This is a genomic window from Neotamlana nanhaiensis (assembly GCF_000943555.1).
In the GTDB taxonomy this organism is placed as follows: Bacteria; Bacteroidota; Bacteroidia; order Flavobacteriales; family Flavobacteriaceae; genus Neotamlana; species Neotamlana nanhaiensis.
Window position 1 is genome coordinate 109,398 of the sequence record NZ_JTDV01000008.1, and the last position, 14,895, is coordinate 124,292.

Annotated in this window: 10 protein-coding genes and 1 riboswitch; of the genes, 8 read left to right on the forward strand and 2 right to left on the reverse strand. The window is 34.6% G+C overall.

What is annotated here, in order from left to right:
* Nucleotides 1-99 precede the first annotated feature (99 nt).
* From argB to PK35_RS17180, 4 genes are all read left to right on the forward strand, one after another.
* Complete coding sequence (argB, locus tag PK35_RS09925; protein WP_044626563.1) at nt 100-876, forward strand: acetylglutamate kinase; 777 nt, start codon at nt 100-102, stop codon at nt 874-876.
* The gene (locus PK35_RS09930; protein ID WP_044626564.1) at nt 873-1,937 is read left to right on the forward strand and encodes a M20 family metallo-hydrolase; all 1,065 of its coding nucleotides are present in this window, start codon (nt 873-875) and stop codon (nt 1,935-1,937) included. Before argB ends, PK35_RS09930 begins: the two co-directional genes overlap by 4 nt.
* A 35-nt stretch (nt 1,938-1,972) precedes the next feature.
* On the forward strand, nt 1,973-3,247 hold the full coding sequence (argH, locus tag PK35_RS09935) for an argininosuccinate lyase (protein ID WP_044626565.1): 1,275 nt from the start codon (nt 1,973-1,975) through the stop codon (nt 3,245-3,247).
* Nucleotides 3,248-3,369: 122 nt separating this feature from the next.
* Entirely contained in the window at nt 3,370-4,095 is a 726-nt protein-coding gene (locus PK35_RS17180; protein ID WP_052825969.1) for a helix-turn-helix domain-containing protein, read from the forward strand.
* A 283-nt stretch (nt 4,096-4,378) separates the two neighbouring features.
* Here PK35_RS17180 and leuB read toward each other — a convergent pair whose 3' ends face one another.
* Nucleotides 4,379-5,497, reverse strand: a complete 1,119-nt coding sequence (gene leuB / locus PK35_RS09945) for a 3-isopropylmalate dehydrogenase (protein WP_044626566.1) — start codon at nt 5,495-5,497, stop codon at nt 4,379-4,381.
* 68 nt (nt 5,498-5,565) lie between these two features.
* Nucleotides 5,566-6,741: a 2-isopropylmalate synthase gene (locus PK35_RS09950; protein ID WP_082048570.1), complete on the reverse strand. Its 1,176-nt coding sequence runs from the start codon at nt 6,739-6,741 to the stop codon at nt 5,566-5,568.
* A 147-nt stretch (nt 6,742-6,888) separates the two neighbouring features.
* On the opposite strand from PK35_RS09950, the gene PK35_RS09955 reads away from it, so the two are divergent.
* The 4 genes from PK35_RS09955 (at nt 6,889) to PK35_RS09970 (ending at nt 14,895) form a co-directional block, all read left to right on the forward strand.
* Entirely contained in the window at nt 6,889-8,439 is a 1,551-nt protein-coding gene (locus PK35_RS09955) for a hypothetical protein (RefSeq protein ID WP_044626567.1), read from the forward strand.
* A gap of 99 nt (nt 8,440-8,538) precedes the next feature.
* Nucleotides 8,539-8,662: riboswitch (SAM riboswitch) on the forward strand.
* 116 nt (nt 8,663-8,778) lie between these two features.
* Nucleotides 8,779-10,053: an O-acetylhomoserine aminocarboxypropyltransferase/cysteine synthase family protein gene (locus PK35_RS09960; RefSeq protein WP_044626568.1), complete on the forward strand. Its 1,275-nt coding sequence runs from the start codon at nt 8,779-8,781 to the stop codon at nt 10,051-10,053.
* A gap of 137 nt (nt 10,054-10,190) precedes the next feature.
* Nucleotides 10,191-13,592: a bifunctional aspartate kinase/homoserine dehydrogenase I gene (thrA, locus tag PK35_RS09965; protein WP_044626569.1), complete on the forward strand. Its 3,402-nt coding sequence runs from the start codon at nt 10,191-10,193 to the stop codon at nt 13,590-13,592.
* Nucleotides 13,593-13,725: 133 nt separating this feature from the next.
* Complete coding sequence (locus PK35_RS09970; protein ID WP_044626570.1) at nt 13,726-14,895, forward strand: trans-sulfuration enzyme family protein; 1,170 nt, start codon at nt 13,726-13,728, stop codon at nt 14,893-14,895.

Here is a 14,895-nt window from a genome sequence, read left to right on the forward strand (position 1 = left end):
TATCGTGAATTGTCACGTTGAGCGCAGTCGAAACGTCGATTTAGGATCAATAGAATTATAAGAATCAAAATAGAAGAAACTGAAAGAAGTTCAGCTTAAATGGAAACACTTAAAATAGTAAAAGTAGGCGGTAACGTAATAGATAATGATGCGGCATTAGAGAAATTTTTATCGCAATTTGCAGCGCTAAAAGGTCCAAAAGTATTGGTTCATGGTGGCGGAAAAATAGCGACAAAATTAGCGCAAGATATGCAGATTCCCGTAAATATGGTAGACGGTCGCCGTATTACCGATGCAGCTACTTTAGATATTATTTCTATGGTTTACGCAGGTAAAATCAATAAAAATATCATCGCTAAATTGCAGGCCAATCAATGTAATTCCGTTGGTTTTTCTGGAGCCGATGGTAACGCTATTGTTTCAGTAAAGCGCCCTGTTAAAAAAATAGATTATGGTTTTGTGGGCGATGTAAAAAAAGTGAACACGAAAGCCATGCGTGTGCTAATCAATAACGATATTACACCAGTGTTTTGCGCCATTTCGCATGACCAAAACGGACAATTATTAAACACCAATGCCGATACGATTGCATCAGAATTAGCCATTGCACTATCAAAACATTACAAAACCGAATTGGTTTATTGTTTCGAGAAAAACGGGGTGCTTTTAGATGTTGATGACGATAATTCTGTGATCGATTTTATGGATTCAGGAACTTACGAAACACTAAAAATTCAAGGTAAATTCGCGGGTGGTATGTTACCAAAACTAGAGAATTGTTATTACGCCTTGCAAGAAGGTGTATCAAAAGTTATTATTGGTAATCCTTCGGTTATTACCAACACAAATCAAAAATTTTCAACCCTATATATATGATTGAGCAGTTAACCAAAGACGCTATCGAGTTACTAAAAAACTTGATTGAAACGCCATCATTTTCTTCCGAAGAAAACGAAACCGCGTTACATATTGAAGCTTGGTTTAAACATCAAAATATAGATTATAAACGCACCAAAAATAATGTTTGGGCGGTTAATAAACACTTTGCTGAAGGTAAACCAACATTGTTGCTTAATTCGCATCACGACACGGTTAAACCAAATTCTGCCTACACCAAAGATCCATTTAAAGCCATTGTAGAAGATGGGAAACTTTACGGTTTGGGAAGTAACGATGCCGGAGGTTGTTTGGTGTCGTTATTGGCAACCTTTGCTTATTTTTACAATCAAGAACATTTAAAATATAACTTGGTTATTGTCGCTTCCGCGGAAGAAGAAAGCAGCGGCCCAAATGGACTTAATAGCATGTTGAGTGTCATTCCTAAAGTAGATGTAGCTATTGTGGGCGAACCAACTCTTATGAATTTAGCTGTTGCTGAAAAAGGCCTCGTAGTTTTTGATGCGGTTTTAACAGGAACACCAAGTCATGCGGCGCATCCAAACGACGATAATGTTATTTATAAATCGATTGAAGCCTTACAATGGTTTAAAGATTATAAATTTGAAAAAGGCTCTGAAGCTTTAGGAGATGTGAAACTAACGGTGAGTCAAATAAATGCAGGAAAGCAACATAACGCAGTTCCAGCCGATTTAAATTTGGTGATTGATGTTCGCGTAAACGATGCTTACAGCAATGCCGAAATTGCTGAAATTTTACAAAACGAAGCGCCCGTAACGAGTATTACACCGCGTAGTTTAAGGTTAAATTCGTCCTCTATTCCAGTAGATCACGATTTGGTAAAAGCAGGCATTGCTATGGGGAGAGAAACCTATGGGTCGCCAACATTATCAGATCAAGCGGTGTTGAGTTGTTCGAGCTTAAAATTAGGTCCTGGCGATAGTACACGCTCGCATTCTGCCGATGAATTTATATATTTAAATGAAATTGAAGAAGGAATTAAAATATATGTTGATTTGTTGAATCGAGTAATCGTTTAAACAAATCAGCGCATCAACAAATAAACAATAAGAACATGAAGTTGTGGGATAAAGGTATATCGATAGATAAAAAAATAGAACAATTTACGGTTGGTAACGATCGCGAAATTGATATTCACATTGCAAAATACGATGTTATTGCATCGCGTGCGCATGCTAAGATGCTCCAAAAAATTGGCATTATTTCGGCCGCAGAATTAATTGATTTGTTAGGCGGATTAAAAGCCCTTGAAAAGCAAATTGAAAACGGGACTTTTGTAATTGATGAGCAGTTTGAAGATGTGCATTCAAAAATAGAATTCGAATTAACTAAAACGCTTGGTGAAGTTGGGAAAAAGATACATACGGCGCGTTCTAGAAACGATCAGGTTTTAGTGGCTTGCCATTTGTATTACAAAGATAATTTGGCTGAAATTAAGGCGAAAGCAAAAACACTTTTCGATACACTTTTAACGCAGGCAGAGAACTACAAAGAAAAATTACTACCAGGTTACACGCACTTGCAAGTGGCAATGCCATCGTCATTCGGGTTATGGTTTTCGGCATATGCAGAATTAATGATTGACGACGTGTACTTGCTAAATGCAGCGATAAAAACCGTGGATCAAAATCCGTTAGGATCGGCGGCAGGTTACGGAAGCTCGTTTCCTATTGATAGAGAATTAACCACGAAAGAAATGCAGTTTTCAACCTTAAAATACAATGTGGTTGCTGCACAAATGGGACGTGGAAAAAATGAACGCACCATTGCGACGGCCTTGGGAAGTTTGGCTAATACCTTGGCGCGTTTTGCTATGGATGTGTGTTTGTATATGAGTCAGAATTTCAACTTTATTTCTTTCCCTGATGAATTAACTACCGGAAGTAGTATAATGCCACATAAAAAGAATCCGGATGTTTTTGAGTTGATTCGCGGTAAGTGTAATAAAATACAAGCGCTTCAAAGTGAAATGGTTTTAATTACCAATAATTTACCAAGTGGTTATCATAGAGATTTTCAATTGATAAAAGAAAATATGATTGCGGCTTTTGAAGAGTTGAAAGGTATTTTAGATATTTTTAATTATTCCATTCAGCAAATCATTGTAAAAGATATCGACTTAAACGACGATAAATACAAATACCTGTTCACGGTAGATAATATCAATACTTTAGTTGTTGGCGGTATGAGTTTTAGAGAGGCTTACCAAAAAATTGGAGGTGAAGTTCAAGACGGTACTTACACACCAGATACCTCTAAAAAACATACCCATGTAGGTAGTATACACAATTTATGTTTAGATAAAATTGCGGCTAAATTTCCTAAATAGTTTTTTTGTAAGCAATTGATTTATAGGTTTTTATTTGAAATGTCGTGTTAATGTCGTGCATAATACAGGTGTTTTCTTTTGTTGTATTTTAGATAAATTTGAAATTAGATGAAAATTCCTATATGAATAAAAATTTTAGAAAGAAATTAATTGAAGTTAGAACTTCCAAAGGTTTAACGCAACAGGAAGTAGCCCAACTATGTAACATTTCAGTCCGAACTATTCAGAGAATTGAGGCTGGAATGGTTGAGCCACGAGCATATACAATTAAAAAAATTTCTAAAATTTTAGAGTTTGATTATTTTGATGAATCTGAGGATTATGAAGAGAATCAAAGTTTAAATCAATCAAACTATTCAATATTATGGTGTTTTAAAGATTTGTTCAATTTAAAAACTAATGCAATGAAAAAACTTACCATTCTTTCCATTCCTGTTCTATTATTTGCACTTATTTTTGGTCTTAACTCTAGCGCGCAATCAACCATTTCTAAATCTGAGTTAGAAGGAGCATGGCTTTTATGCGGTAGAGATAGTTTAGTGTCTACTAATGTTTATGGGGTAAATAAAAGTCGAATCAAGATTATTACCAATAGCGTATTTACCGTCATGGAATTAGAGGTAGATAAAAAGTTAGCTATTACAGATTTTGTTGGAACCTATGAAGTAAACGATAGTATATATACAGAACATGTTTTGTATACTCATCCTAATCTTCAGACTTATAGGGGTGTAGGGAATTTTGAATTTGAGATAAAAGGAGATTTATTGTTTCTTAAAGGCATCGACAATAACTATGACGAGATTTGGAAACGAGCAGATTTAAATGAGCTAGAAGCGACCAATTAATTTAACGCTATGTTGTTGGTAAAGTACAGCACAACCGCTGAAGTCAACGTTTATTAGAGTAGCTGTTGTCTCCAAATTGTCAATATCAATACTGAGTATTTCCATGTTTAATTTTTAGGTGTAGCTTCAAAAATAACAAACTTTAATAAGAAAGTGTGCTTGATTTAGGAATGGTATTTGGTAATTTATTTAAATTGTACATGAAATAAAAAAGCACATTTTTAATTAAAAAATGTGCTTTTTTTGTCTTTTAGGCTTCCTACGTAATTTTATCTACACAAAATTATATAATTGTAGATTGCCCCAAATGAATGTTGGTAAAATTCAAGTTGGTTTCATCTGGATTATTGATAAAATCTTCAATAAAATCTCCAACTTTGGTGGTGGTAATGTTATCGTACTTGTTATTCAAATCTGGGGTTGTAATATGAAGCGTTAACGATTTATCTACGGCTTCCCTTACTAATGCTGCTTCATCATCTAAACCAAAATGCTCTAATAACATAGCGGCCGATAATATAGAGGCAATCGGGTTCGCAATACCTTTGTTTGTTGCTTTTGTGTAAGCACCATGAATTGGCTCGAACATAACGTGTTTATCGCCAATCGAAGCAGAAGCTAATAACCCAATAGAACCAACAATTACGCTAGCTTCTTCCGATAGGATATCGCCAAACATATTTTCGGTTAAAATAACATCAAATTGTTTTGGGTTTATAATAAGCTCCATGGCTGCATTATCTACGTAAGTATAAGTAACTTCTACATTTGGGTATTGCGATGCAAGTTCTTGCACAACACGACGCCAAAGTCTTGAGCTTTCTAAAACATTGGCTTTGTCTACTAAAGTAAGTTTTCTTTTTCTGCTTTGAGCAGCCTTAAAAGCCATGTGCGCGACACGTTCAACTTCGTTTCTAGTGTATTTACAAACATCACTTGCTGTGTTATTGTCTTCACTTAAAAATTTATCGCCAAAGTAAATACCGCTTGTAAGTTCTCTGTAAATAACAAGATTGGTATCTTTTATTTGTGTTTTTTTTAGCGACGATTTAATTAATAAATCATCGTAAGCAATAACAGGACGAATGTTGGTGTGTAAATCTAACGTTTTGCGTAAGCGAAGTAAACCTTGTTCGGGTCTCACTTTTGCATATGGATCTAAATCGTAAGAGGTTTTACCAATAGCACCAAAAAGAATAGCGTCGGCATTTTTACAAGTTTCAACTGTTGATTCTGGCAACGGATCGCCAAATTTTTCAATGGCGCCGGCACCAACTTCAGCGTTAGAAAATGTAAAAACATGATTAAAGTTTATGGCTATAGCCTTTAAAACCTTAACGGCTTGCGCTGTAACTTCTGGACCAATGCCATCACCTGGTAAAACGGCTATATTTAACTTCATATGTTAGAATTTAGAAACTTATAAAAGTAAAGTTACTTTAAATTTAAGTTTTTTAAATTAAACTATTACTATGCCGAGATAATTTCTTTGTACAATTTGCTGCTTTCAATAATTTTATGAATATCGTTGTCGTCGATTTCTTTTTTCTTATCGGCAAATTCTAAAAAGCTAGCATAAATCTCGTCTAACTGAAGTTTTGTTAATTCGTAACCTACATTTTTAGCACGGTAAGCTAAGGCTGCACGTCCGCTTCTTGCTGTTAAAACAATGGCCGATTCGGTTACACCTACATCTTTAGGATCTATGATTTCGTAAGTTTCACGGTTTTTAATAACCCCATCTTGATGAATTCCAGAACTATGTGCAAAGGCGTTGGCACCAACAATAGCTTTGTTAGGTTGCGTGTAAATACCCATACTATCTGAAACTAACTGGCTTAATCCATAAAGCATTTCAGATTTTATATTCGTATCTAAATTTAAGTATGGGTGTTGTCTTAAAATCATAACCACTTCTTCTAAAGCGGTGTTTCCTGCACGTTCACCAATACCATTTATAGTACATTCTATTTGGCGCGCACCGTTAATTACTCCTTCAATAGAGTTTGCAGTTGCTAAACCTAAATCGTTGTGGCAGTGACATGATAGAATAGCTTTGTCGATACCTTTAACGTTTTCTTTTAAATATTTAATTTTTGCACCGTATTCACTAGGTAAACAGTAGCCAGTAGTATCGGGAATATTTAAAACGGTAGCACCTGCGGCAACCACAGCTTCACAAACTCGTGCTAAATACTCATTGTCTGTTCTTCCTGCATCTTCAGCATAAAATTCTACATCTTCAACAAACGATTTTGCATATTTTACGGCTTTTACTGCACGCTCAATAATAGCATCTCTGTTTGATTTAAATTTGTGTTGAATATGTGAATCTGATGTGCCAATACCTGTATGAATTCTAGGTGTTTTGGCAAATTTTAAAGCTTCGGCAGCTACTTTTATATCGTTTTCAACAGAGCGTGTTAAACCACAAACTGTAGCGTTTTTTACTAATTTTGATATTTCTTCAACCGATTTAAAATCGCCTGGGCTAGAAACTGGAAAACCTGCTTCAATAATGTCAACTCCTAAAGTGTCAAGTTGTTCAGCTATTATCAGCTTTTGTTCGGTATTTAACTTGCAACCAGGAACTTGCTCGCCATCTCTTAGCGTTGTATCAAAAATTTGGACTTTATTATCAGACATTTATTAAAATATATTTTCGTATTAATTTACGAAGTTATATTTTGGTTTAATAAAACTTTAATGGAACCAATGTTTATTACGATGTTTAACTTGGTTTTTGTGTGGTTAAAAAATTGAAAATCAATATATTAATATTGTTTTTGTACTATGACAAAAGAACAAAAAGATAATTTATTTGTATTAATTAAATCGTTATCGAAATCTGAAAAAAGACAATTCAAACTTTATGTAGGAAGATTAGGAGGTAACGAAGATTCTAAGTTTTTAACCTTGTTTACTATTTTAGATAAACTACCGGCATACGACGAGGCGGCTATTTTAAAAAAAGGGATTGTAAAAAAACAACAATTATCGAATTTAAAAGCTCATTTGTACAAGCAAATTTTAATTAGTTTACGATTAAATCCTTCGCATAAAACCATTAGAATTCAAATTCGTGAGCAACTCGATTTTGCAACTATTTTATATCATAAAGGTTTATACAAACAAAGTTTGAAAATTTTAGATAAAGCCAAAACGCTAGCCATTTCAAACGAAGAAAAAAACATAGCTTACGAAATTGTAGAGTTAGAAAAAATTATAGAATCGCAATACATTACACGAAGCTTAAGTAATCGTGCCGATGAGTTAACTATTCAAGCTAAGGAACTTAGTTTGCATAATGTGGTGGCCAGTAAATTGTCTAATTTGTCGTTGCAACTGTATGGTTTGTTTTTAAAAACAGGTTATGTTAAAAACGACGAAGAACACCAAATGGTTACTCAGTATTTTAACGATCGCATGCCTAAATATGATATTAATCAGTTAGGTTTTCGGGAAAAATTGTGGCTTTATAAATCGTATTTATGGTATAGTTTTTTAACGGTAGATTTTTTATCGTGCTATAAATATGCATCAAAATGGGTAGATTTATTTAATGAAAACCCAGAAATGATAAAGCAAAACCCCGTATTTTATTTACGAGGAAACAATTATTTATTAGAGTCGCTTTTCTTTTTAAAACAACATACTAAATTTAAAATAACGTTAGAAAATTTAGAAAAGGTTACTAAGGAAAAATGGTTTCCGTTAGATGATAATAACGCGAGTTTATCGTTTCTTTTTATTTATAATAATAAGTTTAATTTTCATTTTATTGAAGGTACCTTTAAACAAGGTTTGCCTCTAATAAATGAAGTTTTAAGTCAGTTACAAGGTTATAAAAATCGAATAGACGAACATCATATTATGGTGTTTTACTATAAAATTGCGAGTATGTATTTTGGAGCTGGTGAAAACCGAAAGTGTATCGAATTTTTAAATAAAATTATAAGTAATAAATCGTTACAAATGCGTGAAGATTTGTTGTGTTTTTCGCGTATTTTAAACCTTGTTGCACATTACGAAGCTGGTTTAGATTATAATTTAGATGTTTTAATACGAAGTACATATAAGTTTTTAATAAAAATGGAAGACCTGTACGATGTGCAGAAAGAATTTATAAAATTTTTACGACGCTTAGGCGATATTTATCCGCACGAAGTAAAACAAGAATTTATAAAATTGCATAAAAAATTAAAGGAATACGAAAACGATCCGTACCAAAGTCGCGCTTTTTTATATCTCGATATTATTTCTTGGTTAGAAACTAAAATTGAAGGTAAACCTATCGACGTTATAATTCAGAATAAATTCAAACAAATACAACTTGATAAATAGGTTTTACAATTTCTTTATGTAAAATTTATATCAAAAAATTTGGATATTAACTTTTTCTAATTGAATATTTGCACTCACAAAGTTCAAACACTTATTGAAATGTTATCAAGAAAGGTGGAGGGAATAGACCCGCTGAAACCTTAGCAACCCTTGTTCAAATTAAACTATTTGGTCATGAAGGTGCTACATTCTACTAAAACTTTTGTTTTTAGATAGATAACTAACGTAAATTACTTTCTGTAATTATACGCACAATCTTAATAACATTTTTCTAATAAGCATACCATAGTGGTACGTTTTGACTTTTTAATTTAAATTTTAAACTAAAAAATTAGAAAAATGAGCAATCAAAAATTAGCAACAAACGCATTACATGCAGGTCACGATGTTACAGCAAACGCAGGAACAAGAGCAGTGCCTATTTACCAAACATCAAGTTATGTTTTTAATAACTCAGATCACGCAGCCAACCTATTTTCGTTACAAGAATTAGGATTTATTTACACCCGATTAAATAACCCAACAAATCAAATTTTACAAGAGCGTTTAGCGGCTGTAGAAGGCGGTATTGGTGCGGTAGTTTTTGCATCGGGAACATCGGCAATTTCTACAGGTTTATTAACGCTTTTAAAAGCTGGTGATCACGTTGTTGCATCGAGCAGTTTATACGGCGGAACCTATAATTTACTTAAAGTTACTTTACCGCGTTTAGGTATTACAACTACTTTTGTTGATGCTGAAAATCCTGATAATTTTGCAGCTGCAGTACAAGATAATACACGTGCGTTTTTTGTTGAATCTTTAGGGAATCCTAAATTAGATGTTTTAGATTTAGAAGCTATTGCAGCGCACTCCAAGGCAGCGGGTGTGCCGTTTATTGTTGATAATACGGTTGCAACTCCGGCATTATTAAACCCAATAGAACACGGTGCGAATATTGTTATTCATTCGTTAACCAAATATATTGGCGGACAAGGAACATCGCTTGGAGGAGCCATTATTGATGCTGGAACCTTTAATTGGGCAAACGGAAAATTTCCTGAATTTACCGAACCATCTGCTGGTTACCACGGATTAAAATATCATGAAACTTTAGGTGCTGCGGCATATACTTTTAAATTAATTTTAGAAGGTTTACGCGATTTTGGTGGCGCTTTAAGTCCAACAAATGCATTTAATATTATTCAAGGTCTAGAAACCTTACCAGTTAGAATTAAGCAACATAGCGAAAATGCCCTAGCTTTAGCAGAATGGTTAGAAGCACAAGATGAAGTGGCTTGGGTTAACTATCCTGGTTTAAAAAGTAATAAATACAATGCTTTAGCTGAAAAATATTTACCTAAAGGACAAAGCGGAATTGTTACCTTTGGTGCTAAAGGTGGTTTTGAAGCTGCTAAAACTATTGCAGACGAGACGAAATTATTCTCGTTATTAGCAAACATTGGTGATACAAAATCTTTAATTATACATCCGGCAAGTACAACGCATCAACAATTAACCGAAGCTGAACAAGAATCGGCAGGTGTTGGTCCAGATTTAATTCGTTTATCGGTTGGTATTGAAGACATCGAAGATTTAAAAGCCGATTTAAAAGCGGTTTTTGCTAAGCTTTAGTTTTAGAATTTACCTTAGCAAATAAGCCCGCGTTAGGGATAGTAGTAGAAAGCCCACAGCGATAGCGAGGACTTGTAACGTATAGCCCGACCTCGACCTCGAATATTCGGGGCGAGGTAACGCCAAAATAATATACATTGGAAACACTTTTGGAACATATAAAAATTAATAATTACACGACTATAAGCGGTGTTGAAATTCCTGAAATTAATTTGAGTTATCAGGTTTTTGGGAAACCGCTTGGTACAGCGCAAATAGTGCTGGTAAATCACGCATTAACGGGTAATAGTAATGTGGCTGGCGCCGATGGTTGGTGGAAGGATTTGATTGGAGACGATAAGGTTATTGATACTAATTTATATACGGTTTTAGCCTTTAATATTCCGGGTAATGGTTACGATGGTTTTGTAATTGATAATTATAAAGATTTTGTAGCGCGCGATGTGGCTAAATTGTTTTTATCTGGTTTAGAAATTTTAAGAACAGGCAAAATTTACGCCACTATTGCAGGGTCGTTAGGTGGTGGAATTGGTTGGGAAATGGCGGTTTTAAAACCCGATTTTACCGAGCATTTTATTCCGGTGGCGACCGATTGGAAATCGACAGATTGGCTCATTGCCAATTGCCAAATACAGGAGCAGTTTTTATTAAATTCTAAAAACCCAGTGCACGATGCGCGCATGCATGCCATGTTATGTTACCGCACGCCCGAATCGTTTAAAGAACGTTTCAAACGTAGTAAAAACGAAGATTTAGAAATTTTTAATGTCGAAAGTTGGTTGTTGCATCATGGTAAAAAGTTACAGGAGCGTTTTCAACTTTCAGCCTATAAATTAATGAATCAGTTGCTTAAAAGTATCGATGTTACCAAAGGTAGAGGCGATAATTTTAATGTGCTGGATGCTATAAAAGCGAATATTCATATTGTTGGTGTAGATTCTGATATGTTTTTCACGGCGGAAGAAAACCGTGAAACACACAAGCAATTGGCGCTAACAAAACCCAATGTAACGTATAATGAAATACATTCGGTACACGGGCACGATGCGTTTTTAATGGAGTATGACCAGTTAGAAAAAATTGTAGAAGGCATTTTTGTGCCAAATTCTAAAAAGAAAAGAATGAAAGTATTAAAGTTTGGAGGAAAATCTTTAGCAAATGGAGAAGGGTTAAACCGCGTGATCCAAATTATTGAAAATAAAGTAAATGCAGGTGAAAAAATAGCTGTTGTAGTATCGGCGCGTGGCGGAGCTACAGACGAGCTGGAAACTATATTAAATTTAGCCCACAAAGGAAAAGATTATAAAACCTTATTTGAAGCTTTTAAAACCACACAAATTGAGCCATTACCAACTATAGATTTTTCAGATGAATTTTCTACACTCGAAAAACTGTTTGAAGGTGTAAGTTTGTTAGGTGATTATAGCAAGAAAACCAAAGATGAAGTTTTAGCTCAAGGCGAATTACTATCAATAAAAATAGTAGCGGAATTACTAAAACAAAAAGGTATAAATGCCAACCCAACCGATTCGCGTTTACTTATAAAAACCGACGACGTTTTTGGTAATGCAAAACCAATAAATCAACTGTCAAAAGATAATGTAAAACAATATTTTAAACAACATGCGGGCGATACCGTTAATATTGTTACAGGCTTTATTGCATCCAATAAAAATGATGAAACGACCACGTTAGGACGCAACGGTAGCAACTACACGGCGGCATTATTAGCTAACTTTTTAGATGCTGAAGAATTAGAAAATTACACGCATGTTAATGGTATTTATACGGCAAATCCAGACTTGGTTGAAGATGCCAAAAAAATACGCGAATTATCGTTTAGCGAAGCCAACGAATTAGCCAATTTTGGTACTACCGTTTTGCATGCCAAAACCATAATTCCTTTGGTTGAAAAAAATATAAACCTACGTATTTTAAATACGTTTAACGACGGTGACGAAGGTACATTAATTACAGCAAAACCAAACTCAAAAGAAGTAACGTCGTTATCGGTTTTAGATAATGTGGCGTTACTAAATTTAGAAGGTCGTGGTTTGTTGGGAATTAGTGGTGTTGATGCAAGAATTTTTGGTGCTTTGGCTAACAAAAATATTAGTGTAAGTATTATTTCTCAAGGGTCTTCAGAGCGCGGTATTGGCCTAGTAATCGATGCAAACGATGCCGACCAAGCAATCATTGCTTTGGAACGCGAGTTTGAAAAGGATTTTTACTCGCAAGACGTAAACGAAATAAAGGTGGTAGATGATGTTGCTGTAATATCGATAGTTGGTATTGAGTTAAGTTCGTTTCACAAACCGTTTAATGCCTTAATAAAAAATCAAATTACGCCATTGTTATTCAATAACACGGTAACAGGTCGCAATGTGAGTTTGGTAGTTAAAAAGAGTCAGTTACACAAAGCTATGAACGTGATTCATGGTGAGATTTTCGGAATTTCAAAGAAAATAAACATCGCTATTTTTGGTCATGGAGGTGTAGGTGGCGCTTTAATTAATCAGATTTTAAAATCGAAAGACGACATTGAAAAGCGTAAAGGTATCAACTTAAACGTGTTTGCAATTGCGAATTCAAGACAGTTGTTACTGAATAAAAATGGCGTAAAAACCAATTGGGCAACCGAAATTAAATCATCTAACTTTAAAAGTTCGGTAGATGATATTATTGCCTTTGCAAAAAATCATCACCTAGAAAATTTAATAGCAGTTGATAATACGGCGAGTGCTACTTTTTATCAAAATTATGTGCCGTTGGTTGAAGCAGGTTTCGATTTAGTGTCATCAAATAAAATAGCCAATACCATCTCGCACGATTTTTACAAAGATTTACGCCTACAACTTCAGGAAAATAATAAGCAATATTTATACGAAACTACAGTTGGTGCAGGTTTACCGTTAATTGATACCATTAAGCTTCTACACGAATCCGGAGAAAATATCACCAGAATTCGAGGTGTGTTTTCGGGGACTTTAAGTTATTTATTCAATAATTTTTCTGTGGAAGACAAGCCGTTTAGTGAAATTATTCAAGAAACAATCGACAAAGGTTTTACCGAACCAGACCCAAGAGAAGATTTTTCGGGTAACGATGTTGCTAGAAAGTTATTAATTTTAGCAAGAGAATTAGATTTAGAAAATGAATTTGAAGATGTTTCGGTGCAAAATTTAATTCCAGAAGCTTATCAAAATATATCTGTTGAAGCATTTTTAAGTCAGTTAAATGTTTTAGATGCGCAATATCAAGAGATAAAGGATGCGCAAAAACCAGGGCATGTGTTGCGTTATGTAGGAGATTTGTCGGGCGATTTATCGCAAAACAAAGGGAATTTAGAGGTGAAATTAGTCTCAATTCCAGAAGATAGTACGCTTGGTCACGTAAAAGGTAGTGATGCAATTTTTGAAATTTTCACTGAAAGTTACGGCGCACAACCTATCGTAATTCAAGGAGCGGGAGCAGGAGCCGAAGTAACCGCAAGAGGTGTGTTTGGTGATATTTTGAGGTTATCAAAACACATAAACTAGTTCTCGCGAAAGTAGAGAATTTCTGATTATACGAAATAAAAAATGTCACACTGAGCGCAGTCGAAGTTATACAAAATTAAAATAAATATACCACGATAACATTTGTGTATTCGTGGTAAAAAACAAAAATAAAATGAGCAAGAAAAACCATTTTGAAACCGAAGCTATAAGAACACAGACAGAAACTAGTCAGTTTTCAGAGCATTCCGTACCATTATACTTAACCTCAGGGTTTGTATTTGATGATGCCGAAGAAATGCGAGCTTCGTTTGCCGAGGAAAAACAACGCGATTTATATAGTCGTTATAGTAATCCTAATGTAAACGAGTTTATAGAAAAAGTATGCAAAATGGAAGGTGCCGAAAGCGGTTTTGCATTCGCCAGTGGTATGGCTGCAGTGTTTTCAACGTTTGCTACGCTTTTAAATGCTGGAGATCATGTGTTGTCTTGCAGTTCGGTATTTGGTGCAACACACGGGTTGTTTACCAAATATTTACCAAAATGGAATATTGAATGCTCATATTTCAATATCAATGAAGTTGAAACAATTGAAAGCTTAATTCAACCCAATACTAAGTTTATTTACGCCGAAACACCAACAAATCCGGGTGTCGATGTGTTAGACTTAGAGTTTTTAAGCGCGTTGTGTAAAAAGCATAATTTACTATTGGTGATTGATAACTGTTTTGCAACGCCATATTTACAAAACCCAATAAAACATGGTGCCGATTTGGTAATCCACTCAGCAACTAAGTTAATGGATGGTCAAGGGCGCGTACTTGGTGGTGTTACAGTAGGTAAAAAGGAGTTGATTCGTGAAATTTATTTATTCTCACGATTAACAGGGCCATCAATGAGTGCGTTTAATGCTTGGGTGTTATCAAAATCGCTTGAAACTTTGGCTGTTCGTGTAGAAAAGCACTGCGAAAATGCACTAAAAATTGCTGAGTTTTTAGAAAATCACCCCAAAGTAAATTGGGTAAAATATCCATTTTTAAAATCGCATCCTAAATATGAAATCGCTAAAAAGCAAATGCGATTAGGTGGTAATATTATTGCTTTTGAAGTAAAAGGTGGCATTGAAGGCGGACGTAACTTTTTCGATAGTATAAAATTATGTTCATTATCAGCCAATTTAGGTGATACAAGAACCATTGTAACGCATCCGGCAAGTACAACGCACGCTAAAGTTGAAGATGATGTAAAAGCAGCAGTTGGTATTACAAACGGTATGGTGCGTATTTCGGTTGGGTTGGAGCATGTAGATGATATTATTGCAGATTTAAATCAAGCATTAAACTAA

What these genes read in the sequence shown, in the direction of transcription:
- argB (WP_044626563.1), top strand. Translation starts at nt 100, where the DNA reads ATGGAAACACTTAAAATAGTAAAAGTAGGCGGTAACGTAATAGATAAT.
- PK35_RS09930 (WP_044626564.1), top strand. Translation starts at nt 873, where the DNA reads ATGATTGAGCAGTTAACCAAAGACGCTATCGAGTTACTAAAAAACTTG.
- argH (WP_044626565.1), top strand. Translation starts at nt 1,973, where the DNA reads ATGAAGTTGTGGGATAAAGGTATATCGATAGATAAAAAAATAGAACAA.
- PK35_RS17180 (WP_052825969.1), top strand. Translation starts at nt 3,370, where the DNA reads ATGAATAAAAATTTTAGAAAGAAATTAATTGAAGTTAGAACTTCCAAA.
- leuB (WP_044626566.1), bottom strand. Translation starts at nt 5,497, where the DNA reads ATGAAGTTAAATATAGCCGTTTTACCAGGTGATGGCATTGGTCCAGAA.
- PK35_RS09950 (WP_082048570.1), bottom strand. Translation starts at nt 6,741, where the DNA reads ATGTCTGATAATAAAGTCCAAATTTTTGATACAACGCTAAGAGATGGC.
- PK35_RS09955 (WP_044626567.1), top strand. Translation starts at nt 6,889, where the DNA reads ATGACAAAAGAACAAAAAGATAATTTATTTGTATTAATTAAATCGTTA.
- PK35_RS09960 (WP_044626568.1), top strand. Translation starts at nt 8,779, where the DNA reads ATGAGCAATCAAAAATTAGCAACAAACGCATTACATGCAGGTCACGAT.
- PK35_RS09970 (WP_044626570.1), top strand. Translation starts at nt 13,726, where the DNA reads ATGAGCAAGAAAAACCATTTTGAAACCGAAGCTATAAGAACACAGACA.